Genomic DNA, 21,420 nt, shown 5'->3' on the forward strand with positions numbered 1-21,420 from the left:
AAAAACATGATAAAAATATATAATACACTTAAAGGCGAATTAGAAGTATTTAAACCTCTAAAAGAGGGAGAGGTATCGATGTATGTTTGTGGTCCTACAGTTTATAACTATATACATATAGGTAATGCAAGACCAGCAATTTTCTTCGATACGGTTAGAAGATATTTTGAGTTTAGAGGATATAAAGTAAAATATGTTCAAAACTTTACAGATGTTGATGATAAAATGATAAAAAGAGCCAATGAAGAGGGAATTACTTTAGAGGATGTAGCTAAAAAATATATTGATGCTTATTTTGAGGATACAGCAAAAGTTAATTTAAAAGAAGAGGGTATGATAAGACCTAAAGCTACAGAACATATTGGTGATATGATAAAAATTATAAAAACTTTGATTCAAAAAGGATATGCATATGAATCTAGCGGAGATGTATACTTTGATGTAAACAGCTATAAAAGTGAATACGGAGAGTTATCTGGACAAAGTATAGATGATCTACAAAGTGGTGCAAGAATAGATGTATCAGAAATAAAGAGAAATCCGTTGGACTTTGCTCTTTGGAAAGCTGCGAAAGAGGGAGAACCATTCTGGAACTCACCTTGGGGTAAAGGTAGACCAGGTTGGCATATAGAGTGTTCAGCAATGTCTAACAAATACTTAGGACCAACATTTGATATTCACGGTGGAGGACAAGATTTAATATTCCCTCATCATGAAAATGAGATAGCTCAATCTAAGTGTGGAACAGGTGGAGAGTTTGCAAAGTATTGGATACATAATGGATATATAAATGTAAAAGGTGAAAAAATGTCAAAATCTCTAGGAAACTTCTTCCTATTGAGAGAGGTTTTAGAGCAGTTTGAAGGAAGAGTTGTAAGATTCTTTATTTTAAGTTCTCACTATAGAAAGCCAATTGATTTCTCAGATAATGAATTAATCCAAAGTAAAGCTGGATTAGAAAGAATTGAGAATGCTGTTGCAAGAGGAAAAGAGAAGTTAACATCTAAACCAGTTGAAGGTGGTTCTGATTTAGTAGAGTTAAATACAATGTTAGAGGTATCAAAAGATAAATTTGTTAAATGTATGGATGAGGATTTCAATACAGCTGGAGGAATTGGAGCTATATTTGAACTTGTAAAAGAGTTAAATAAAGCTGCTGAAGAGGACAAAGTATCAAAAGTTGGATTTGAAGTTATAGAAGCAGCAGTAGAATATATCAGAAATGTAATGGAAGATGTATTTGGAGTATTATTAAAAGTAGAAGTTCAAGTAGGAAATATGACAACTGAGTTGATAGAGTTTCTATTAGAATTAAGAAGAGAAGCTAGAGATAATAAAGATTGGACTTTCTCAGATAAAGTAAGAGATAGACTTTTAGAGATGGGAATAAAAATAAAAGATGGGAAGGATAAAACAACATGGTCGATTTAAATGTGCGTGAAGCAAATGGATTAGTTTTAGCATATTTAGGTGACTCTGTATGGGAACTTTCTATAAGAACATATTTTATAAATAAAGGTTACAATATAAAAAATCTAAATAGACTTGTCAAGGAACATGTAAATGCTCAAGTTCAAAGTAAGTATTTAAAAAATATAATTGATGATTTGGATGAGGAGAAGTTAGGTCTTGTAAATAGAGCTAAAAATAGTAATATAAAGACATTCCCTAAGTCATGTACTGTTATGGAGTATAAAGAAGCAACTGCATTTGAAGCTCTAATTGGAGCTTTGTATGCAGAAGGGAAATTTGAAGATATAAAAAAAATAGTTGAAAAAAACTTAGGTTAAGGAGAAGTGATATTAAGTGGGATTCAAATTGAAACTACCTGGATTTAGCAGAAGTATAGGAATAGATTTAGGAACAGCAAATACATTGGTATACAGTAAAAAACATGGAAAAATAATATTAAATGAACCATCTGTTGTTGCAGTAGAAAGAGAAAGTAGAAAAGTTTTAGCTGTTGGAAATGAAGCTAAAGATATGCTAGGAAAAACACCTGATTCAATAGTTGCAGTGAAACCTTTAAGTGAAGGAGTTATAGCAGATTATGATATAACAGAGGCAATGATAAAGTACTTTATAAAAAAAGTGTTTGGAAAATACTCTATGTTCATGCCAGAAGTTATGATTTGTGTACCAATTGATGTTACAGGAGTAGAGAAAAGAGCTGTACTAGAAGCTACTTTATCAGCTGGAGCTAAGAAAGCTTACTTAATAGAGGAAGCGAGAGCAGCAGCTTTAGGATCAGGAATTGATATATCAGCTCCAGAAGGAAATATGATTGTAGATATCGGTGGAGGATCAACAGATGTAGCGGTAATATCTCTAGGTGGAACAGTTGTTAGTAAAACAATTAGAACAGCTGGAAACAACTTTGATATGGATATAATAAAATATATTAAGAAAACTCACACGCTATTAATCGGAGACAAAACAGCTGAAAGTATAAAAATGCAAATTGGAACAGCGATTCCAATGGCAGAAGAGGAAACTATGACAATCAAAGGAAGAGACTTGATAACAGGTCTTCCTAAGTCGGTTACTGTAGGTTCAGAAGAGATTAGAGAAGCTATAATGGACTCTTTAATGGAGATTGTAACTTGTGTAAAAGATGTACTAGAAAAAACTCCACCAGAGTTAGCAGCAGATATAATTGATAGAGGTATAGTTATGGCTGGAGGAGGATCTTTAATTAGAAACTTCCCAGAATTAATATCTAAACATACATCACTAAATGTAAGATTAGCAGATTCACCTTTAGAGAGTGTTGTAAAAGGTGCAGGAATGGCTTTAGATCAAATCTCTGTATTAAGAAAGATAGAAAAGGCCGAAAGATAATGTTTAAAGATTTTAACTCAAATAAAAAAGCTATTGATTTTCTTCAAAAAGAGCTTAGATTTGGTAGAGAAGCAGGAACATATCTATTTTATGGTGCTGATAGAGAGCTTTTAAAAAAGTTTGCAAAAGCTTTTGCAAAGAGTTTAAATTGCAGTAATAATATAGATGATTTCTGTGGTGTATGTGAGAATTGTATTAGAATAGAAAGTGAAACTCACGGAGATTTAGAGGTTTTAGATGATATAACAGGAATTAAAATTGAAAAAATTAGAGAGTTAGCTTACAGAGATTCTACAAATTCATATGAAGGAAAAAGAAAGATATACTTGATTAGAGATGTTGAAAGATTGAGAAAAGAATCTGCAAACGCTTTATTAAAATTAATAGAGGAACCAAATTCAGGCAGTTTCTTTATTTTGATGTCATCTAGTTTAAATATCTTGCCAACTATAAAATCTAGAGCAATTTTATTGAATTTTATTTCTGAAACTCATGAAGAGATTGGAATAGCAGAAGAGGAGTATAACTTCTTTTTAGGAAAGACAAAGGAAATTGATTTATATAAAAAATCATCTTTGATTGATTTAAAAGAGGGATGCTCATTTGAAAGAGTTGGAAGTAATATAAAAAGTTATATAGATACCGAGGATTTTTATCATAAAGTTGAGATGTATAAATCTATAAGAGATTTTATAAATACAAAAGAGTACTTAACTTTAGGGGATAAGTTATATTTTGTAGATGAGATTCTATTAAATACAAATGATAGAGAGTTAATAAAAGAGATTCTAAGTTATACTTTAAGTTTAATTGGAAGTAGAAATAAAAACTTAGAAAAGTTATTAGAACTAAAAAATATGGCGAAGAGCTCTATAAACTTAAAAAATTTACTGACAATATTTTATACAAACATTTAAGAGAGTGATGTGCAATCACTCTCTTTCATTTATATTATTTATATATTAAAAGTACTATTTATAATATTTATTGATGATTTGTATATTTTTCATTCAAAAATAATATGATTTTTTCGAAAATAGGCTTAAAATTATTTAGAAAAAGTATTATAATATATATGTAATTAATAAATCATAGAGGGAAGGAATCTAGATGTATTTTAAAAATTTTATTGTTTTTGGAATAACGCATAAAGAGTTGGATTTGTGCCAAAGGGAAAAGTTTATACAAAATGATCCGACATCTTTAATTAAACGATTATTCCAAGATGGAAAGATTATTGGATATGTAAATTTATCTACTTGCTTAAGGGTTGAATATTATCTACATTTGGATAAAAACTATTCTTTAGAAGATTTTCAAAAGGATATTGGATTAGATGATATTTTTATAAAACAAGGGCATGAAGCTGTAAACTATTTATTTAGAGTTACTTGTGGATTTGAATCTGTGATAAAAGGTGAAGATCAAATCTTAGCTCAAATAAAAAAAGCTCAGCTAACAAGCATGGAAAATAAAATTTCTAGTTCGAATATGAATGTAATTTTTAACAAAGCGATTGAGTTAGGCAAAAAATTTAGAAATAAAAGTAAGATATGCCATAACGCTTTATCGTTAGAAGCTATTTCGTTAAAATTTATAAAAAATAAAGTTGTGAATTTAAAGGATAAAAAAATTCTGATACTTGGTGTCGGAGATTTAGCAAGAGATATAATGGAACTTATAACAAAAGAGGAATATGAAAGTTTGACTATAACAAATAGAAGTTATCATAAAGCTGTTGAAGTAAGTAATGTATATAATACTGATGTAATTAGTTTTGAAAATAAATTAGAAGAGGTAGCAAAAAGTGATATAATAATATCAGCGACTTCTGCACCTCATGCTATTATAAAAAAAGAGGAGATACTTCCACTTTTAGATGAAAATAAAGATTACATATTTTTAGATTTAGCTGTTCCAAGAGATATTGAAGAGGAGCTAAATGATTTTAAAAATATAAATTTATACAATATAGATGATGTTTGGGGAGTTTATTACGAAAATTTAGAAAATAGAGAGAATCTATTGAATAAATATGAGTATATGCTAAGTGAACAGATGATAAACTTAAAAAAATGGTTTGAATACAAAGAAGGGATTGCATAATGAAAGAGAAAATCGTAATTGGAAGTAGAGGAAGTATATTAGCATTAGCTCAAAGTGAGATGATAAAAGGAAGACTGGAAAAAAATTATCCAGAACTGAAGTTTGAAATAAAAGTGATTGTAACAAGTGGGGATAAAGATTTAGTGAGTAATTGGAACAACAGTGATAAATCACTTAAAAGTTTCTTTACAAAAGAGATTGAACATGAGTTGTTAGAAGGAACAGTTGATATAGCAGTACACTCTATGAAAGATATGCCAATAGTGTCTCCGCCTGGACTTATTTGTGGAGCTACTCCAGATAGAGAGGATAACAGAGATGTAATTGTATCTAGAGATGGCAAAAAATTATTGGAATTACCTAGTGGGGCAGTTGTAGGAACAAGTTCTTTAAGAAGAACTATGGGATTAAAAACTTTAAGACCAGATTTAGAGATAAAACAACTTAGAGGAAATATACACACAAGATTAAAAAAACTTGATGAGGGACAATACGATGCTATTCTTTTAGCAGCGGCAGGACTTAAAAGAGTTGGATTAAAAGATAGAATAACAGAAGAGTTAGATTGTGAACTAATGATGCCAGCACCAGCTCAAGGAGCTTTACACATTCAATGTAGAGGAAATGATGAGTATATAAAATCAATTTTAAATAGTATTCACAATCCTGAGATAGAGGAGATTGTAGATATAGAAAGAGAGTTCTCTAAAATTTTTGACGGAGGGTGTCACACTCCGATGGGATGTTCAGGAGAAAGAGTTGGAGATCAAATATCTTTAAAGGGTGTTTACTGTCACGAGGATATTATGTATAAAGCTGAGGTTTTAGAGAATAGAGTTTTAGGAAAAGAGATTGCTCATAAATTAGCTGCGAAGATAAGGGAGAAAATAAATGGTTAATCAAAAGATGGGGAAAGTATATATAATAGGTGCAGGTTGTGGAAACATAGATCTATTGACATTAAAAGGGAAAAGATGTATAGAGGAAGCAGACTGTGTAGTTTATGATAGATTGATAGATCCAAAGGTTTTAAAACTAGCTAAGCCATCAGCAGAGATGATATATCTTGGAAAAGGAAATACTGAAGGTGGAGTAATCCAAGATGAGATAAATAAGACATTAGCTTCAAAAGCTTTAGAGGGTAAAGTGGTGGCAAGAGTTAAAGGTGGAGATCCTTTTGTTTTTGGTAGAGGTGGAGAGGAGATAGAGGAGATAGTAAAACACTCTATTCCATTTGAAATTGTTCCAGGAATAAGTTCATCAATAGCTGTACCTGAATATGCAGGAATCCCTGTGACACATAGAGGACTAGCAAGATCATTTCATGTATTCACAGGTCATACAATGGAAAATGGCGAGTGGCATGACTTCTCGACAATAGCAAAATTAGATGGAACTCTTGTATTTTTAATGGGGATTAAAAATTTAGATTTAATAACTGGAGATTTAATAAGTAATGGTAAAAATCCAGATACACCAGTGGCAGTTATAGAAAAAGGAACGAGTGAGAACCAAAGAGTTACAGTTGGAACTTTAAAAGATATAGTAGAAAAAGCTAAAGAGGAAAAGATTGTTCCACCTGCAATAACTATAATTGGTGATGTTGTTAATATGAGAGAAACATTTAAGTGGTTTGAAAATCAACCTCTTTCAGGAAAAAAAGTTTTAGTGACAAGGGATGAGAAACAAGCTGCTGAATTTTCTGAGAAATTAAGAGTAAAGGGAGCTACAGTAAGAGAGTTGCCTTTTATAAATATAGAGAGTGCAGAATCTTTTGACGAAAGAGAGTTGAAAGAGTATAGTGCAATTTTGTTTAACTCACCAAATGGAGTTAAATACTTTATGGAAAATATAAAAGATATTAGATCATTAGGGCATTTAAAAATTGGTGTGGTTGGAGCTAAAACAGATGAACTGTTAAGAGAGTATAAAATAATACCTGACTTTATTCCAGAAAAATATATGGGTACAGAGTTAGCAAAAGAGGTTGTTAATTTTACGAAGGATGGAGATAAAGTTTTATTTGTAACTTCGGATATCTCTCCAGCAAAGTGTGAGAAGTGGAGTGAAGATTATAATAGAGAGTTTCATAAGTTAGTAGTTTATAAAACTGGAAAAAATATTCATCCTAAAGATAAAGTAGAGTCTATACTAAATGAAGTGGAGTATATTACATTTTTAAGTTCATCGACAGTTGAGGCTTTCCATGAAAGTATAGAGGGAGATTTATCACTTTTAGATAGCAAAAAACTTGTATCGATAGGTCCTGTAACAACAAAGACTATGTTAGAGTTAGGCTACAATGTATCTTTAGAAGCAAAAGTTTTTGATGTAGATGGTGTTATATCTGTAATAGGAGATGAAAAGTAGTATGTTTAATAGAACGAGAAGATTAAGAGTTTCTCAAACTATGAGAGATTTAGTTAAAAATATAGATTTCTCTTTGGATAATTTAATTTATCCTCTGTTTATAGAGGAGGGAGAGAATATAAAAGTTGAAATTTCATCGATGAAAGGACAGTTTAGAATCTCTATCGATAGATTAGAAGAGGAGTTAAAAGAGTTAAAGGAGTTAGGAATAAAATCACTACTTCTTTTTGGAATACCTAAGAAAAAAGATTTAGTAGGTAGTGAAGGATATAGTGAAACAGGTATTGTTCAAGAAGCTATAAGATTTATTAAATCTAAATATCCAGAGTTTTTAATAGTGACAGATGTTTGTCTTTGTGAGTATACATCTCATGGGCATTGTGGAATTTTAAGAGGAGAAGAGTTGTTAAATGACGAAACATTAAAGCTTCTTCAAAAGGTGGCGCTATCACACGCTAAAGCAGGGGCAGATATAGTGGCTCCTTCAGATATGATGGATGGAAGAATTGCAGCGATAAGAGAAGTGTTAGATGAAAATGGTTTTATAAATTTACCAATTATGTCTTACAGTGTTAAGTACTCTTCGGCATATTATGGACCGTTCAGAGAAGCTGCAGATTCAGCACCAGCTTTTGGCGATAGAAAAACTTATCAAATGGATTTTAGAAATTCAAAAGATTATATGATTGAGGTTCAAAACGATTTAGATGAAGGTGCAGATATAATAATGGTAAAACCAGGGATGCCTTATTTAGATATAGTTAAAGGTGTAGCGGATGCGATAAATAATCCAGTAGCTATTTATAATGTAAGTGGAGAGTATTCAATGGTTAAAGCTGCCGCAGAAAATGGTTGGATAGATGAAGAGAAAGTTGTAATGGAAAATATGTATGCTATGAGAAGGGCTGGTGCGGATATAATAATTACTTACCATGCAAAAGATGTAGCGAAATGGTTGAAAAGAGGAGTTTAATATGAGATACAGTAATTCAGAAAAAATATATGAGAAAGCTGTTAAGATTATTCCTGGTGGAGTGAATAGTCCTGTTAGAGCTTTTAAATCAGTGGATAAAACATACCCTATTTTTGTAAATAGAGGAAAAGGTTCTAAGATATATGATGAGGATAACAATGAGTATATAGATTATATTTGTTCATGGGGTCCGTTAATTTTAGGGCATAACAATGAGATAGTTTTAAATGGTGTTAGAGAGGCTATTGAGCTTGGAAGTTCATTTGGATTACCAACAAAGATGGAGGTAGAGTTAGCAGAGTTAGTTTGTAAGTGTTACCCATCGATGGATATGATAAGATTTACAACTTCAGGAACAGAAGCTACTATGGCTGCTATAAGAGTAGCTAGAGCTTTCACGAATAGAAATAAAATACTGAAATTTGAAGGATGTTATCATGGTCATTCAGATTCACTTTTAGTTAGCTCAGGCTCAGGACTTTTAACAGATGGATACCAAGATAGTAACGGAATAACAGAGGGTGTTTTAAAAGATACCTTAGTTGCAAAATTTGGAGATGTTGCTGGAGTGAAAGCAATTTTAGAAAGTAAAGAGGTTGCAGCTTTAATCATGGAGCCAGTTCCAGCTAATATGGGACTGATAGATAGTTCAAAAGAGTTTTTAACAGCTATGAGAGATATCTGTACAGAGACAGGAACACTTCTTATATTTGATGAGGTAATATCAGGATTCAGAGTAGCTCTTGGAGGAGCTCAAGAGTATTATGGTATAACTCCAGATATTACAACTTTAGGAAAGATAATAGGAGGGGGATATCCTGTTGGAGCTTTTGGTGGAAAAAAAGAGATTATGGATATGATTGCTCCTGTTGGAAGAGTTTATCATGCAGGAACTTTATCAGGAAATCCAGTGGCTGTAAGAGCTGGTTTTGAAATGGTAAGTTACTTAATGAAAAATAAAGAGACTCTTTATAAAGAGCTAGAAAAGAAAGTTATCTATATAACTGATAAAATCGAAGAGTTAGGAAAAAAATATGAAGTGCCTATCAAGATAAATAGATTGGGTTCTTTATTCACAATTTTCTTTACAGATTTAAAAGAGGTAACAGCCTTAGATCATGTTATCGATTCAAATACAGAGCACTACTCAATATACTTTAATACTTTATTAGATAACGGTGTTGTAGCACCGCCTTCAAAATATGAAGCGCATTTTGTTTCAACAGAGCATTCTAAAGAGGATTTAGATAAAACTTTAGAAGTGATGGAGTTAGCGTTTAAAAAAATTGGTGAACTTAATGGAAAGTAGAAAGTCTTTTTTTCCTTTATTCATAGATTTGACAAATAAAGATTGTTTAGTTGTGGGTGGAGGAAAGATAGCTTTAAGAAAAGTTAAGAGTTTAGTGGAGTATGGTGCTAGAGTTATTGTGATAGCTCCATATATTCTACCTGAAATTATTGATTTAGATATTGAAGCTGAAAAAAGAGTTTTTAAAGTTGAAGATATAAAAGATAAGTTTTTAGTTGTAGCAGCAACAGATGATGAAAATCTAAATGAGATGATAGTAGACCTTTGTGAAGATAATAATATTTTAGTAAATAACATAACATCAAAGGTTTATATGTCAGCTAGATTTACAGCACACATAGATACAAATGAGTATCAGATTGCAGTTTCAGCAAAAGGAAATCCGAAAGAATCTGTAAAATTGAAAAAAGAGTTAATAGAGTATTTGAAAAATAGAGTAAAAGAAAAAGACTAGGTGACTAGTCTTTTTTTTGATTAACTTTTGAAGTCCTCAAATAGCTGAAGAACCTCTTTTGAATATTTGCCATCATTATCGTGAGAGATAAATGGGGGCAGTATAGTAAGTGCATCTTTCCCGTTTCTAATTCCTTCAATTAAAAGTATTTTAGCTGGTTTATCAATTTTAGAATGACAGAATTGAACTCTTTTAGGAGCAATTCCATATTTTCTCATTGTATCAACAATCTCTAAGAAACGGTCAGGTCTATGAACCATAGCAAAGTATCCCTTATCTTTTAAAAGTTTTGATGAAACCTCAATCAATCCATCTAAATCTATAGTGATCTCATGTCTAGCAAGAGTAAGTTGATCGAGATCATTCAACTGATTTTCATTGCCATGAAATTTGAAAAAAGGTGGATTTGTAACTACAACATCTTGAGAACCATGTTGTAAATATTTGTTCCAATTTTTCATATTGTCATGGATAATAGAGATTTGCCCACTTAAATTGTTTAATTCAATATTTCTTAAAGCTAAATCAGCAGAAACATCTTGGATTTCAATTCCAGTAATTTTAGCGTCTGTTCTCTGTGAAAGAAATAGAGGGATAGCTCCATTTCCTGTTCCTAAATCCAAAATTTTCTTAGTTCCTCTAGTTAAAGATATAAAGTTTGATACCAGTAAAGAATCTAGAGAGAAATTGAAAAAATCAGGTCTTTGAATAATTTTTAAATTTTTATTTAATAAGTTATTTATAACTTCATTTTCATTAATAGTCATTTCCTACCTCCAAAGTTATTATAACAAAAAAGGTAGGAAAATAAAATCTATATATCTCTTGTTAAAACAATATTTGATCCAGTTCCTAAGATATTTTCCAAAACAACAGTTCCAACCTTTTTAGGAGATTCAATTTTTATATCTTTTAAGAGTTCCATACAATCAAAAACCAACTCTTTAGGTATAGGTTTATCTGTTTTTACAGGAACCATATGGTGTATTCCACCATAAACTCTTACAATAGATGTGACCACTCTTTTCGGAGCGATTAACTCCTCTTTTCCATATGTTTCTCCTTTAGGACAAGAGTTTCCAGTAACCTTATAATCGTTTTCAATATCAATATTTAAATGACACCCCATAGGGCATAGAATACAAATCATCTCTTTCATCTTAAGCCTCCTGTAGCTCTATAATAATATCTTTAGAAATTCTCTTTAATAAAACTTCTGGCAATAGAACTTTCTCCATCTCTCCAGGGGCTAGATGAGTTCTTTTAAAACTTGCAATTACATTGTCACCCTCTCGAATTACAATTTTTTTGTTTTTATAGACATTATTAACTCTCATAAAAATTTCAAGTTTATTTTGTAGATTATCTAAATTAATAACTTGTGGAACTGTATAAACAATTCCATCTCCATTTTTAACATTTGAAACATTCTCTATTTTACAATTCTCTTCTGCAATATAACAAGCAGCAAATTTTCCAGCTCTTTCACCCTCTTCACTTACAAAGTCAACTAAGTCATGGACATGAACAACATTTCCACAGGCAAATACACCAGGAATACTTGTTTCCATTGAGTTACTAACAATAGGACCGCTAGTTCTGTTGTCTAAAATAACTCCAGCTTCTTTTGAAAGGTCGTTTTCTGGAATCAATCCAACAGAAAGAAGTAAAGTATCGCAATCGTAATGAATCTCTGTTCCAGGAATTGGTTTTCTATTTTCATCTACTTTTGCAACAACAACTTTTTCTAATCTATCCTTTCCTTTAACATCAATAACTGTATGAGATAGAAGTAAAGGAATATCAAAATCATCAAGACATTGAACAATGTTTCTGTTTAGTCCACCAGAAAATGGCATAAGCTCAACAACAGCTTCAACTTTAGCTCCTTCTAAAGTTAAACGTCTTGCCATAATAAGTCCAATATCTCCACTTCCGAGAATAACAGCTTTTTTTCCAACCATATATCCTTCCATATTTATGTATCTTTGAGCAGCTCCAGCTGTAAATATTCCAGAGGGTCTTTCTCCAGGGATAGCTATAGCTCCTCTAGTTCTTTCTCGACATCCCATAGCTAGGATAACAGAACTAGCTTCAATCTCTTGGTACCCATCTATCGGATTAATCATAGAGATAACTCTCTCTTTAGATATATTTAATACCATAGTTTCTAATTTTATTTCAATCGGGTATTGTTTAACAAATTCAATATATTTTTGAGCGTATTCAGGACCAGTTAATTCCTCTTTGAATCTGTGAAGACCAAATCCATTATGAATACATTGTTGTAAAATACCACCTAACTCTTTATCTCTTTCTAGAATTACAATATTTTTAGCACCATTTTCGTAAGCTGATTTAGCAGCAGCAAGACCAGCAGGTCCTCCACCTATAACAACAACATCATATCTCATTATTTCTTCAACTCCTCTGTTAAAATATATGAATTAGCTTTATCTAAGATAACATCTTTAATATCTTTATTTAACTCTCTAGCGATAATCTCTTGAACCCTAGGCCCACAGAATCCACCTTGACATCTACCAGAACCAGGTCGACATCTTCTTTTTACAGCATCCATAGTAGTAGCTTTAACAGGTCTATGGATAGCTTCGACAATCTCTCCCTCAGTAATCATTTCACATCTACAAATCATTCTTCCAAATCTATCATCCTCAGCTATTTTTTTAGCTTTGTCCTCTGCAGAAAGATGCATGAAAAGAGTGTGCTTTCTAGGAGTTATAAAGTTATCTTTTAAACTAAGATTAGCTCCAGAAGTTTTTAATAAATCTATTGCAGCTAGAGTTATAGCAGGAGCAGCAGAAAGCCCTGGAGATTTTATACCAGCAATATCGAAGAATCCTTTCACAGAAGATTCTTCAACTATGAAATCACCTCTATCTGACTCAGCTCTAATTCCAGCGAAAGTTCTGATATTTTCTCTGAAGTTTATATCTTTAATAGAGTGACTACCTTTAAATTTAATATATTCAAGTCTATCAGTTGCAGTTGAAACATCAAATCTATTATCTATATCTTGTGCATCAGGACCAACTAAAAGGTTTCCGTGAACAGTTGGAGTAACTAAAATACCTTTTCCTAATTTTGATGGGCATTGGAAAACAGTTTGATTTACTCTTTTTCCCTGGGTTTTATCAAGAACAAAGTATTCACCTTTTCTTGGTAAAATTTTAAATGATTCAGGTGCAATTAAGTTATGAATTAAATCTGCATGGACACCAGCACAGTTGAAAACATATTTTGTATGGAAGATTCCACTGTCAGTATGAACATCAAAATTTTCGTCAGTTTTTACAATGTTTTTAACTGTTGTATTTAGGAAAAGGTCCACTCCGTTTTCCACAGCGTTATCTATAAGAGCTTCTGCAAACTCCCAAGGAGAAACAATTCCAGCTGAAGAGCAGTGAAGTGCAGCGATAGCTTTCTCATCTACATTAGGTTCTAGCTCTCTTAATTTTTCTTGGTTGATAATACTTAGGCCAGGAACTTTATTTATGATACCTCTATTGTAAAGAACGTTTAGATGTTCTAACTCATCTTCATTGAATGCTAAAACAAGTGAACCGTTACGTTTGAATGGAACAGAAAGCTCATTACATAAATCCTCATACAAAGAGTTACCTAAAACATTTAATTTAGCCATAAGTGATTCTTCTTTAGCGTCGTATCCTCCGTGTACTATAGCACTGTTAGCTTTTGTTGTTTCATTAGATACATCGGTATCTTTTTCTAAAATTGCAACTTTTAATTTGTATTTAGAAAGCTCTCTTGCGATACCAGTTCCAATAATACCAGCACCAATGATTAAAATATCATACATAAAATTCCCTCCTAGTTTTTAATAGCAAAAAAGAGAGCACAAAAAGGTGGTAACTTGTTACCAACACTTTTTTAGCTCTCTTCATCTCTATTGCTAATATTCAATTTTTCTAATCTAACTATACTACTTTTTTAGGGATTAGTCAAGCTCCCAATTTAAACATCTTTCTACAGCTTTTTTCCATTTTTTATGTTTTAGATTTCTCTCCTCTTCGCTCATATTAGGAGTGAATGTCTTTTCTAGACACCAATTTTTCTTAATCTCATTTTTATTATCCCAGAATCCAACAGCAAGACCAGCAAGGTAAGCAGCTCCTAAAGCTGTAGTTTCAACTGTAGATGGTCTGTGAACCTCTTTACCGATTATGTCAGCTTGGAATTGCATTAGGAAGTTGTTAGCAGATGCTCCGCCATCAACTTTAAGTGCTTTTAATTCAATTCCAGAGTCAGCTTGCATAGTTTCTAAAACATCTCTAGTTTGGTAAGCGATAGATTCTAAAGTCGCTCTGATAATATGATTTTTATTAGCTCCTCTAGTAAGACCTAAGATTGCTCCTCTAGCGTACATATCCCAGTGAGGAGTTCCTAATCCAACAAAAGCTGGAACAAAATATACTCCGCCGTTATCTTTAACTTGGTTTGCAAAATACTCTGTATCTTTTGAATCAGTTATTAACTTCATTTCATCTCTTAGCCATTGAACTGCAGCTCCAGCAACAAATATACTTCCTTCAAGAGCGTATTCTACTTTACCATCTAAACCAATAGCGATAGTAGTTAAAAGTCCATTTTGACTTTGATACATCTTATCACCGGTATTCATAAGCATGAAACATCCAGTTCCATATGTATTTTTTGCTTCTCCTTTTTCAAAGCAAGCCTGTCCAAATAGAGCAGCTTGCTGATCTCCTGCAACTCCACAAATAGGAACTCTGTGTCCCCCTTTACCACCTAAGTTAGCGTATCCAAATGTTCCACTAGAATCTTTAACTTCAGGTAACATAGATTTAGGAATGTTTAATTCAGTTAAAAGTTTTTCATCCCAGCAAAGATCTTTTATATTGTATATCATAGTTCTTGAAGCATTAGTGTAATCTGTTGCATGTGATCTTCCATTAGTAAGTTTCCAAATTAACCAAGTATCAACAGTACCGAAAAGAAGTTCTCCTCTTTCAGCAGCTTCTCTAGCTCCTTCAACATTATCTAAAATCCATTTTATTTTAGTTCCAGAGAAGTAAGCATCCACAACTAATCCAGTATTGTCTCTTATATAATCAGCTAATCCTTTAGCTTTTAAATCATCACAAATGTGAGCAGTTCTTCTACATTGCCATACAATAGCATTATAAACAGGTTTACCAGTAACTTTATTCCAAACTATTGTAGTCTCTCTTTGGTTTGTGATTCCAATACCAATGATGTCATGTTGAGAAATTCCAGATTGTCCCATAGCTTCAGCTAAGACTCCACTTTGACTAGCCCATATCTCCATAGGATCATGTTCTACCCATCCCTCTTTAGGATAGATTTGTTTAAACTCTTTTTGTGCACTTGCAATTATATTTTGTTGTTCATCAAAAATTATAGCTCTTGAACTAGTTGTTCCTTGATCTAATGCAATTATATATTTCATAAAAATCCTCCTATTGTTTAGAAATTAATTTTTTTAGTTAAAAGCTGCCGCAAAAGCTAATGCTCCAATAATACCACCGATGATAGGTCCAGCTATAGGAACCCAAGCATAAGCCCAATCAGAATCTCCTTTGTTAGTGATAGGTAAAATAGAGTGCATTATTCTAGGACCTAAATCTCTAGCTGGATTTATAGCATAACCTGTTGGTCCACCTAAGCTTAAACCTAAACTCCAAATATAGAATCCAGCAAGTAAAGGTCCTACGATTCCAGTAAACCCTTTGATAATCTCTCCGTTAGGAAGTGTAGCAGTGAAAGCTTGGTTGTTAATATGACCGATAGCTAATAAACCAAAAACAAGCATAAAAGTACCAATAGCTTCTGTTACAAAATTCCATTTTAAATCTCTGATAGCAGGACCAGTAGAGAAAGAAGCTAAAATAGAACCTGTATCAGTTGTTTCATCATAATGTCTTTTATAAGTTAAAAATACAAAGAGTTGACCTAACATAGCCCCTAAAACTTGTGCAATAACATACCCTAGAACAAGATTTTTAGGAAAAAGCCCAGCAACAGCAAAACCGATAGTAAGTGCTGGATTTAAATGGGCACCACTAACCCATCCAACAGCATAAGCTCCTGTCATAACAGCCAGTCCCCAAGCTGTAGTAATAACAATCCACCCTGAATTATTTCCCTTTGTTTTGTTTAAAACTACATTTGCAACAACACCATTACCAAGTAAAACTAGAATTGCAGTACCTATAAACTCAGCTACAAAAACATTCATGATATCCTCCCATATTATTTTTTTTATATTAAAAAAAGCTATTCAAAAAATAAGGATTTGAAACTCCTTTTGATTGAATAGCTTCTCTAATATCTCTAGCTAAATTAACTTATAATATTTAATTTTGTTGTGGATATTGCGACAGCTCCACTATTTAAAGCTAAATTTATATCCTCTTCATCGGATATAAGTCCACCAGCTATAATAGGGATTGAGCTTTGCTTTGAAATTTTTTCGATAATTTTAGGCATAACTCCAGGTAGAATTTCTATTGCATCAATATATGTTTCGTTAAAAAGTTTAGCTGTTGTAGTCAATGAAATTGAATCTATTAAAAAACATCTTAGAATAACTAAAAACCCAACTTTGTGAGCATACTTAGCTACTCCTGATTTTGTTGTAATAATTCCATCTGCAAAAGTATTTTCTTTGAGATAATCTATGGCAGAGTTGTCTTTTGTATTCAGCCCTTGTATCATATCTAAATGAACAAAGCATATTTTTCCACTAGCTTTGATTAAACGAGTTGTTTCTTCAACAGAGCAGATATCACTACTTAATAAAAATATGATTTTAGCAGAGCTTGAAAGAGCATTCTCTAAAGTTTGTTGATCTTTTACAGCAAGTATTTTGTTGTTTTTGATTAAAATCTTTTCGAAATTTGAGTTCATTTTAATCTCCTTTTGTGTCTTATCAATAACAAGTATACTATATTAATTTTAAATGTCAAGATAAAAAACAGTTAAAATGTTTCAAAAGATGAGAAATTAAAAAAGAGAGCTTAAAACTCTCTTTTAAATGCTAAGTGTTTATATATTTTTAGCTGGTTTAGTAATTCCTATTAAAACAGCAGTTATTAATGAACCTATTACAGCTGAAACAAGGTACATTAATGGATTTGTAATGATAGGTAGTACAAATAGTCCACCATGAGGTGCAGGAAGTTGACATTTGAATGCCATAGCTAATCCTCCAGCAACAGCAGAACCTATAACACAACTAGGTATTATTCTCATCGGATCAGCAGCAGCAAAAGGAATAGCTCCCTCTGTAATGAACGATGCACCCATAATATAGTTAGTTAAACCAGCTTCTCTCTCATCTTTAGTAAATTTATGCTTAAATAATGTTGTAGCAAGAGCTATTCCTAAAGGAGGAGTCATTCCACCAATCATAACAGCAGCATGAGGATAGTAGTTTCCAGCAGCGATAGCAGCAATACCAAATGTAAATGCAGCTTTGTTGATAGGTCCACCCATATCAATAGCCATCATACCACCTAAAACAGCACCTAATATGATTAAGTTTCCAGTTCCAAGACTATTTAAGAAGTTAGTGATACCGTTATTTATAGCTGCCACAGGAGATATAACAACAGTGTACATAAGAAGACCAGTTATTAAAATACCAAATAGAGGGTAAAGTAAAACAGGTTTAATTCCTTCTAATTTTTCAGGTAACTTAGAGAATACTTTCTTTAAAAGTACAATAACATAACCACCAAGGAATCCTCCAACTAAACCACCAAGGAACCCTCCACCATTGTTAGCAGAGATAAGTCCTCCAACCATAGCAGGAGCAAAACCAGGTCTATCAGCTATACTCATACCAATGAAACCAGCTAAAACAGGAACCATTAAGAAGAAGGCATTTCCTCCACCGATATCCATAAGAATCTTAGCTATTGGATTGAAACTAGGATCAGCTGGATTAGATGCGTTAATTCCAAAGATAAATGATAAAGCTATTAATATTCCTCCACCAACAACGAATGGTAACATATTAGAAACTCCACTCATAAGATGTTTGTAGAATCCTTTTCTATCATTAGATGTAGACTTTGAAGTTTCATTAGAAGAATACACAGGGGCTTTTTTATCTAACGCGTTTTGAATAAGTTCTTGAGGTCTTTTTATTCCATCTTTAACAGGAACAATCTCAACGTTCTTTCCATTGAATCTAGCCATATCAACATTTTTGTCTGCAGCAACAATGATTCCTTTTGCATTTTTGATATCTTCGTCAGTTATCATATTTTTAACACCAGTTGAACCATTAGTTTCAACTTTTATAGTTACACCCATCTCTTTAGCTTTTTTATTTAAAGCTTCAGCAGCCATATATGTATGAGCAATTCCTGTAGGGCAAGCAGTTACAGCTAAAACATCAAAGTTATTTCCAACAGAAACAGTTTCCTCTTTAGCAGGTGCATCTTGTAAAAGAATATTCAGAACCTCTTCTTCTGAAGTAACATTTAAAAGTTGCTCTCTTACATCGTCTTCTAAAAGAAGAGAAGTAAGTTGTGATAAAGTCTCTATATGAGAATCTGTAGCATCAGCAGGAGCAGCAATCATGAAGAATAGTGTTGAAGGCTCTCCATCTAACGAATCGTAATCAATTCCAGCTTTTGATAATCCAAAAGCAACTGTAGGAATTTTAACAGAAGCTGATTTCCCGTGAGGAATTGCAATACCCTCTTCCAATCCAGTACTACTTTGCTCTTCTCTTTTTATTATAGTTTTCTTAAATTCATCTTTATCATTAAGTCTTCCGTTTGCATATAAAACTTCAACAAGCTCATCTATAACTTCTGCTTTAGTTGTAGCTTTTAAGTTTAGTTTCATACAGTTTTTAACTAACATTTTATCTAACATGATTATCCTCCCGATTATATCTTATTAATTTTTATTTCTTTTAGTAAATTTTCCATAGTTTCAAAAGTTGCTAAGCCTTTAGAGAATGCAGTAGCACTTCCAGAAGCAATTCCAAGTTCATAACACTTATCTAATTGAAGCTCTTTATTTAGTCCATAGATGAAACCACCGATCATAGAATCTCCAGAACCATTTGAACTTATTAGCTTTCCTTTTGGAACTCCACTTATAAAGATTTCATCTTTTGTAATGAAGATAGAACCTTTAGCTCCAAGAGATATAAGAACGTTTTCAGCACCCATAGTCTGTAGTTTTTTTCCAGCTTCGATTAATTCTTCGTTTGTAGAAAAATCTGAGTTGAAAAACTCGTTTATTTCATCCTTGTTTGGTTTTATTAAAAAGACACCTTTTTTTAAAGCTATCTCAAAAGGTAAACCTCTTGTATCTAAAATAACCTTCACATCTTTAGGAATAGCATCGATTATATCAGCATATATAGATGTGGGGATTGATGCAGGAACACTTCCTGAAAGAGCTAAGATATCGCCACTTTTCAGATTAGTTTTTATGAAGTGGAATAACTCGTCTAGATTTTCCTTGTTTATTGTAGGTGAAGTTCCAGCTATCTCACTTTCAAGTCCGTTATTATTTATTTTTATATTGATACGAGTATCCTCTTTAACATTGAACAACTTTGTTTGTAGTCCATCACTCTCTAAAGCTGATTTGATAAAATCTCCAGTGAATCCACCGATAAATCCAAGACAGATAGAATCTGTATCAAAGTTTTTTAAAATTTTTGAAACGTTAATCCCTTTTCCTCCAGGTAATTTATAAGTCTCTCTAGGAGTATTTAGATTTCCTTCAACAAAAGAGTCAAAAGCTAAAAAATAATCTATTGCAGGATTTAAAGTTAATGTATATATCATTCTACGACCTCCACTTTTACTAAATTTTGATATTCTTTAGGAAGAGGCTTATCTGTAATAACAGTTCCCTTATCTAAAGTTGAAAAAATTGTGAAACTATGTTTTCCTATTTTTGTATGGTCACATAGGAAGAAAGTTTCTGCTCCTCTATTGATAGCCTCAGATTTTATCATGGCTTCTTCAAAAGATGGAGTACTACACCCATCAATATTAAGAGCATTTACTCCGATGAAAGTTGAATCGAAGTTGAATGTTTTTAAATATTGAACAGCAGAAAAACCAACAGTACAACTAGTTTTACTTTTAATTTTTCCTCCAATTAAAAAGCTTTCAATATTATATTTTTCTAGTTCATCAATCAGGTTTAAACCATTTGTGATAACTTTTACATTTAAATTTTTAAGATGTTTAATCATACAAAGAGTAGTTGTACCAGCATCTAAAAATATGCATGAGTCTCTTTTGACAAAAGATGCAGCAAGTTGTGCAATTTTTTCTTTCTCCTCTTTATTAAGATTTCTTCTGAATTGTATATTAAAATCCTTTGTTGTATCTAAAGAGTTGTTTAAGATAGCTCCACCATGAACCCTCTTAACAAGTTCTTTTTTTTCTAGAGCAGCTAAGTCTCTTCTAGCAGTAGCCTCAGAAACATTTAGAATATCAACAATTTCTTGGATTTTTACAACCTCTTTTTGTCTTAACAGTTCTAAAATAGAATTTTCTCTCTCTATATTTAACATAAAATCACTTCCTTTTATATGAAGTATATTATCATAGTATAAAATAAAAATCAATCATTTTCTTTCAAAAACTTTCAAAATCAATCAAAAATAAAAAATAAAGGACTTTTTTAAAAAAAAGAGTTAGAATAGAAAAAGGAGGAGATAATATGAAAAAACTTGATTTTACAGAGAAAATAATTGGAAAAGATAGATATTTTAATTCAGCAGTTATAGCTTTGGTTGTTGAAAAAAGTGATGGTAAATATTTTTTATTTCAAAAACGAGCAAAAGGGATTAGACAAGCAGGAGATATATCTTTTCCAGGAGGAAGAGTAGAGGAGAATGAAACCGCTTTAGAGGCATCTTTAAGAGAAAGCTTTGAGGAGATTGGAATAGATAAAATTGAGATAAAAGGAAAAGTTGGGACATTGGTTATACCTTCAGGAGTTATGGTTGAAGCTTTTCTTGGATTTATGGATGAAAGTGAACTGATTAATATTAATATCAATGAGGATGAAGTAGAGGAGTGTTTTTTAGTTCCAGTTCAATTTTTTAAAGATAATGAGCCTAGGGTAGAAAAATTAGAAGTAGAAACTCGACCTTATTATGAAGAAAACGGAGTTAAATATGTATTTCCTGCTATAGAGTTAAATCTTCCAAAAATGTATCATTCACCATGGAAAAGTTCTCCAAGAGAGGTATTTTTGTATATTTATGAAGATAAAGTTATTTGGGGATTAACTGCTGAGATTATAAAAGCTGCAATAGAGTATGTGGATTAAAAAACAGGAAATAAAAAA

At 32.0% G+C, this 21,420-nt stretch carries 21 protein-coding genes; 11 read left to right on the top strand and 10 right to left on the bottom strand.

What is annotated here, in order from left to right; translation table 11 throughout:
* The first annotated feature begins 6 nt into the window (after positions 1 to 6).
* The 10 genes from cysS (at position 7) to Q0O83_RS02070 (ending at position 10,053) form a co-directional block, all read left to right on the top strand.
* Positions 7 to 1,431, top strand: a complete 1,425-nt coding sequence (cysS, locus tag Q0O83_RS02025; protein WP_294093681.1) for a cysteine--tRNA ligase — start codon at positions 7 to 9, stop codon at positions 1,429 to 1,431.
* The gene (locus Q0O83_RS02030; RefSeq protein WP_294093682.1) at positions 1,419 to 1,790 is read left to right on the top strand and encodes a ribonuclease III domain-containing protein; all 372 of its coding nucleotides are present in this window, start codon (positions 1,419 to 1,421) and stop codon (positions 1,788 to 1,790) included. The genes cysS and Q0O83_RS02030 overlap by 13 nt, the downstream gene beginning before the upstream one ends.
* 28 nt (positions 1,791 to 1,818) lie before the next feature.
* Positions 1,819 to 2,841, top strand: coding sequence for a rod shape-determining protein (locus tag Q0O83_RS02035; protein WP_294093860.1), 1,023 nt, complete (start codon positions 1,819 to 1,821; stop codon positions 2,839 to 2,841).
* The gene (locus tag Q0O83_RS02040; protein WP_294093684.1) at positions 2,841 to 3,758 is read left to right on the top strand and encodes an ATPase; all 918 of its coding nucleotides are present in this window, start codon (positions 2,841 to 2,843) and stop codon (positions 3,756 to 3,758) included. Before Q0O83_RS02035 ends, Q0O83_RS02040 begins: the two co-directional genes overlap by 1 nt.
* A gap of 193 nt (positions 3,759 to 3,951) precedes the next feature.
* Entirely contained in the window at positions 3,952 to 4,947 is a 996-nt protein-coding gene (gene hemA / locus Q0O83_RS02045) for a glutamyl-tRNA reductase (RefSeq protein WP_294093686.1), read from the top strand.
* Entirely contained in the window at positions 4,947 to 5,846 is a 900-nt protein-coding gene (hemC, locus tag Q0O83_RS02050) for a hydroxymethylbilane synthase (protein ID WP_294093689.1), read from the top strand. Before hemA ends, hemC begins: the two co-directional genes overlap by 1 nt.
* Positions 5,839 to 7,317, top strand: a complete 1,479-nt coding sequence (gene cobA, locus Q0O83_RS02055; RefSeq protein WP_294093692.1) for a uroporphyrinogen-III C-methyltransferase — start codon at positions 5,839 to 5,841, stop codon at positions 7,315 to 7,317. The genes hemC and cobA overlap by 8 nt, the downstream gene beginning before the upstream one ends.
* Before the next feature lies 1 nt (position 7,318).
* The gene (hemB, locus tag Q0O83_RS02060; RefSeq protein ID WP_294093694.1) at positions 7,319 to 8,290 is read left to right on the top strand and encodes a porphobilinogen synthase; all 972 of its coding nucleotides are present in this window, start codon (positions 7,319 to 7,321) and stop codon (positions 8,288 to 8,290) included.
* Position 8,291: 1 nt separating this feature from the next.
* Complete coding sequence (hemL, locus tag Q0O83_RS02065) at positions 8,292 to 9,599, top strand: glutamate-1-semialdehyde 2,1-aminomutase (protein WP_294093696.1); 1,308 nt, start codon at positions 8,292 to 8,294, stop codon at positions 9,597 to 9,599.
* Positions 9,589 to 10,053, top strand: coding sequence for a bifunctional precorrin-2 dehydrogenase/sirohydrochlorin ferrochelatase (locus Q0O83_RS02070; RefSeq protein ID WP_294093698.1), 465 nt, complete (start codon positions 9,589 to 9,591; stop codon positions 10,051 to 10,053). The genes hemL and Q0O83_RS02070 overlap by 11 nt, the downstream gene beginning before the upstream one ends.
* Positions 10,054 to 10,073: 20 nt before the next feature.
* On the opposite strand, the gene Q0O83_RS02075 is transcribed toward Q0O83_RS02070, so the two are convergent.
* The 10 genes from Q0O83_RS02075 to Q0O83_RS02120 all read right to left on the bottom strand — a co-directional run bounded on the left by Q0O83_RS02075 (position 10,074) and on the right by Q0O83_RS02120 (position 20,638).
* Positions 10,074 to 10,814 carry a tRNA1(Val) (adenine(37)-N6)-methyltransferase gene (locus Q0O83_RS02075; protein ID WP_294093864.1) on the bottom strand — a complete coding sequence of 247 codons (741 nt, stop codon included), beginning with the start codon at positions 10,812 to 10,814 and terminating at the stop codon, positions 10,074 to 10,076.
* Between the two features lie 53 nt (positions 10,815 to 10,867).
* Positions 10,868 to 11,212: a DUF1667 domain-containing protein gene (locus Q0O83_RS02080; protein WP_294093700.1), complete on the bottom strand. Its 345-nt coding sequence runs from the start codon at positions 11,210 to 11,212 to the stop codon at positions 10,868 to 10,870.
* Position 11,213: 1 nt separating this feature from the next.
* Positions 11,214 to 12,467: an FAD-dependent oxidoreductase gene (locus Q0O83_RS02085; RefSeq protein ID WP_294093702.1), complete on the bottom strand. Its 1,254-nt coding sequence runs from the start codon at positions 12,465 to 12,467 to the stop codon at positions 11,214 to 11,216.
* Complete coding sequence (locus Q0O83_RS02090) at positions 12,467 to 13,894, bottom strand: NAD(P)/FAD-dependent oxidoreductase (RefSeq protein WP_294093704.1); 1,428 nt, start codon at positions 13,892 to 13,894, stop codon at positions 12,467 to 12,469. The genes Q0O83_RS02085 and Q0O83_RS02090 overlap by 1 nt, the downstream gene beginning before the upstream one ends.
* A gap of 138 nt (positions 13,895 to 14,032) precedes the next feature.
* Positions 14,033 to 15,526 (bottom strand): glycerol kinase GlpK, encoded by a 1,494-nt coding sequence (gene glpK, locus Q0O83_RS02095; protein WP_294093706.1) that lies wholly within the window; start codon positions 15,524 to 15,526, stop codon positions 14,033 to 14,035.
* Between the two features lie 33 nt (positions 15,527 to 15,559).
* On the bottom strand, positions 15,560 to 16,315 hold the full coding sequence (locus Q0O83_RS02100; RefSeq protein WP_294093708.1) for an MIP/aquaporin family protein: 756 nt from the start codon (positions 16,313 to 16,315) through the stop codon (positions 15,560 to 15,562).
* A gap of 104 nt (positions 16,316 to 16,419) precedes the next feature.
* The gene (locus tag Q0O83_RS02105; RefSeq protein WP_294093710.1) at positions 16,420 to 16,986 is read right to left on the bottom strand and encodes a glycerol-3-phosphate responsive antiterminator; all 567 of its coding nucleotides are present in this window, start codon (positions 16,984 to 16,986) and stop codon (positions 16,420 to 16,422) included.
* Positions 16,987 to 17,124: 138 nt separating this feature from the next.
* Complete coding sequence (locus tag Q0O83_RS02110) at positions 17,125 to 18,969, bottom strand: PTS fructose transporter subunit IIABC (RefSeq protein WP_294093711.1); 1,845 nt, start codon at positions 18,967 to 18,969, stop codon at positions 17,125 to 17,127.
* A 14-nt stretch (positions 18,970 to 18,983) separates the two neighbouring features.
* Complete coding sequence (gene pfkB / locus Q0O83_RS02115; RefSeq protein ID WP_294093712.1) at positions 18,984 to 19,898, bottom strand: 1-phosphofructokinase; 915 nt, start codon at positions 19,896 to 19,898, stop codon at positions 18,984 to 18,986.
* The gene (locus Q0O83_RS02120; RefSeq protein WP_294093714.1) at positions 19,895 to 20,638 is read right to left on the bottom strand and encodes a DeoR/GlpR family DNA-binding transcription regulator; all 744 of its coding nucleotides are present in this window, start codon (positions 20,636 to 20,638) and stop codon (positions 19,895 to 19,897) included. The genes pfkB and Q0O83_RS02120 overlap by 4 nt, the downstream gene beginning before the upstream one ends.
* A 149-nt stretch (positions 20,639 to 20,787) precedes the next feature.
* On the opposite strand from Q0O83_RS02120, the gene Q0O83_RS02125 reads away from it, so the two are divergent.
* Positions 20,788 to 21,402 carry a CoA pyrophosphatase gene (locus Q0O83_RS02125; RefSeq protein WP_294093716.1) on the top strand — a complete coding sequence of 205 codons (615 nt, stop codon included), beginning with the start codon at positions 20,788 to 20,790 and terminating at the stop codon, positions 21,400 to 21,402.
* Positions 21,403 to 21,420 lie beyond the last annotated feature (18 nt).

This window comes from uncultured Cetobacterium sp., assembly GCF_945952365.1.
GTDB lineage: Bacteria > Fusobacteriota > Fusobacteriia > Fusobacteriales > Fusobacteriaceae > Cetobacterium_A.

What these genes read in the sequence shown, in the direction of transcription:
- cysS (WP_294093681.1), top strand. Translation starts at nt 7, where the DNA reads ATGATAAAAATATATAATACACTTAAAGGCGAATTAGAAGTATTTAAA.
- Q0O83_RS02030 (WP_294093682.1), top strand. Translation starts at nt 1,419, where the DNA reads ATGGTCGATTTAAATGTGCGTGAAGCAAATGGATTAGTTTTAGCATAT.
- Q0O83_RS02040 (WP_294093684.1), top strand. Translation starts at nt 2,841, where the DNA reads ATGTTTAAAGATTTTAACTCAAATAAAAAAGCTATTGATTTTCTTCAA.
- hemA (WP_294093686.1), top strand. Translation starts at nt 3,952, where the DNA reads ATGTATTTTAAAAATTTTATTGTTTTTGGAATAACGCATAAAGAGTTG.
- hemC (WP_294093689.1), top strand. Translation starts at nt 4,947, where the DNA reads ATGAAAGAGAAAATCGTAATTGGAAGTAGAGGAAGTATATTAGCATTA.
- cobA (WP_294093692.1), top strand. Translation starts at nt 5,839, where the DNA reads ATGGTTAATCAAAAGATGGGGAAAGTATATATAATAGGTGCAGGTTGT.
- hemB (WP_294093694.1), top strand. Translation starts at nt 7,319, where the DNA reads ATGTTTAATAGAACGAGAAGATTAAGAGTTTCTCAAACTATGAGAGAT.
- hemL (WP_294093696.1), top strand. Translation starts at nt 8,292, where the DNA reads ATGAGATACAGTAATTCAGAAAAAATATATGAGAAAGCTGTTAAGATT.
- Q0O83_RS02070 (WP_294093698.1), top strand. Translation starts at nt 9,589, where the DNA reads ATGGAAAGTAGAAAGTCTTTTTTTCCTTTATTCATAGATTTGACAAAT.
- Q0O83_RS02080 (WP_294093700.1), bottom strand. Translation starts at nt 11,212, where the DNA reads ATGAAAGAGATGATTTGTATTCTATGCCCTATGGGGTGTCATTTAAAT.
- Q0O83_RS02085 (WP_294093702.1), bottom strand. Translation starts at nt 12,467, where the DNA reads ATGAGATATGATGTTGTTGTTATAGGTGGAGGACCTGCTGGTCTTGCT.
- Q0O83_RS02090 (WP_294093704.1), bottom strand. Translation starts at nt 13,894, where the DNA reads ATGTATGATATTTTAATCATTGGTGCTGGTATTATTGGAACTGGTATC.
- glpK (WP_294093706.1), bottom strand. Translation starts at nt 15,526, where the DNA reads ATGAAATATATAATTGCATTAGATCAAGGAACAACTAGTTCAAGAGCT.
- Q0O83_RS02100 (WP_294093708.1), bottom strand. Translation starts at nt 16,315, where the DNA reads ATGAATGTTTTTGTAGCTGAGTTTATAGGTACTGCAATTCTAGTTTTA.
- Q0O83_RS02105 (WP_294093710.1), bottom strand. Translation starts at nt 16,986, where the DNA reads ATGAACTCAAATTTCGAAAAGATTTTAATCAAAAACAACAAAATACTT.
- Q0O83_RS02110 (WP_294093711.1), bottom strand. Translation starts at nt 18,969, where the DNA reads ATGTTAGATAAAATGTTAGTTAAAAACTGTATGAAACTAAACTTAAAA.
- pfkB (WP_294093712.1), bottom strand. Translation starts at nt 19,898, where the DNA reads ATGATATATACATTAACTTTAAATCCTGCAATAGATTATTTTTTAGCT.
- Q0O83_RS02120 (WP_294093714.1), bottom strand. Translation starts at nt 20,638, where the DNA reads ATGTTAAATATAGAGAGAGAAAATTCTATTTTAGAACTGTTAAGACAA.
- Q0O83_RS02125 (WP_294093716.1), top strand. Translation starts at nt 20,788, where the DNA reads ATGAAAAAACTTGATTTTACAGAGAAAATAATTGGAAAAGATAGATAT.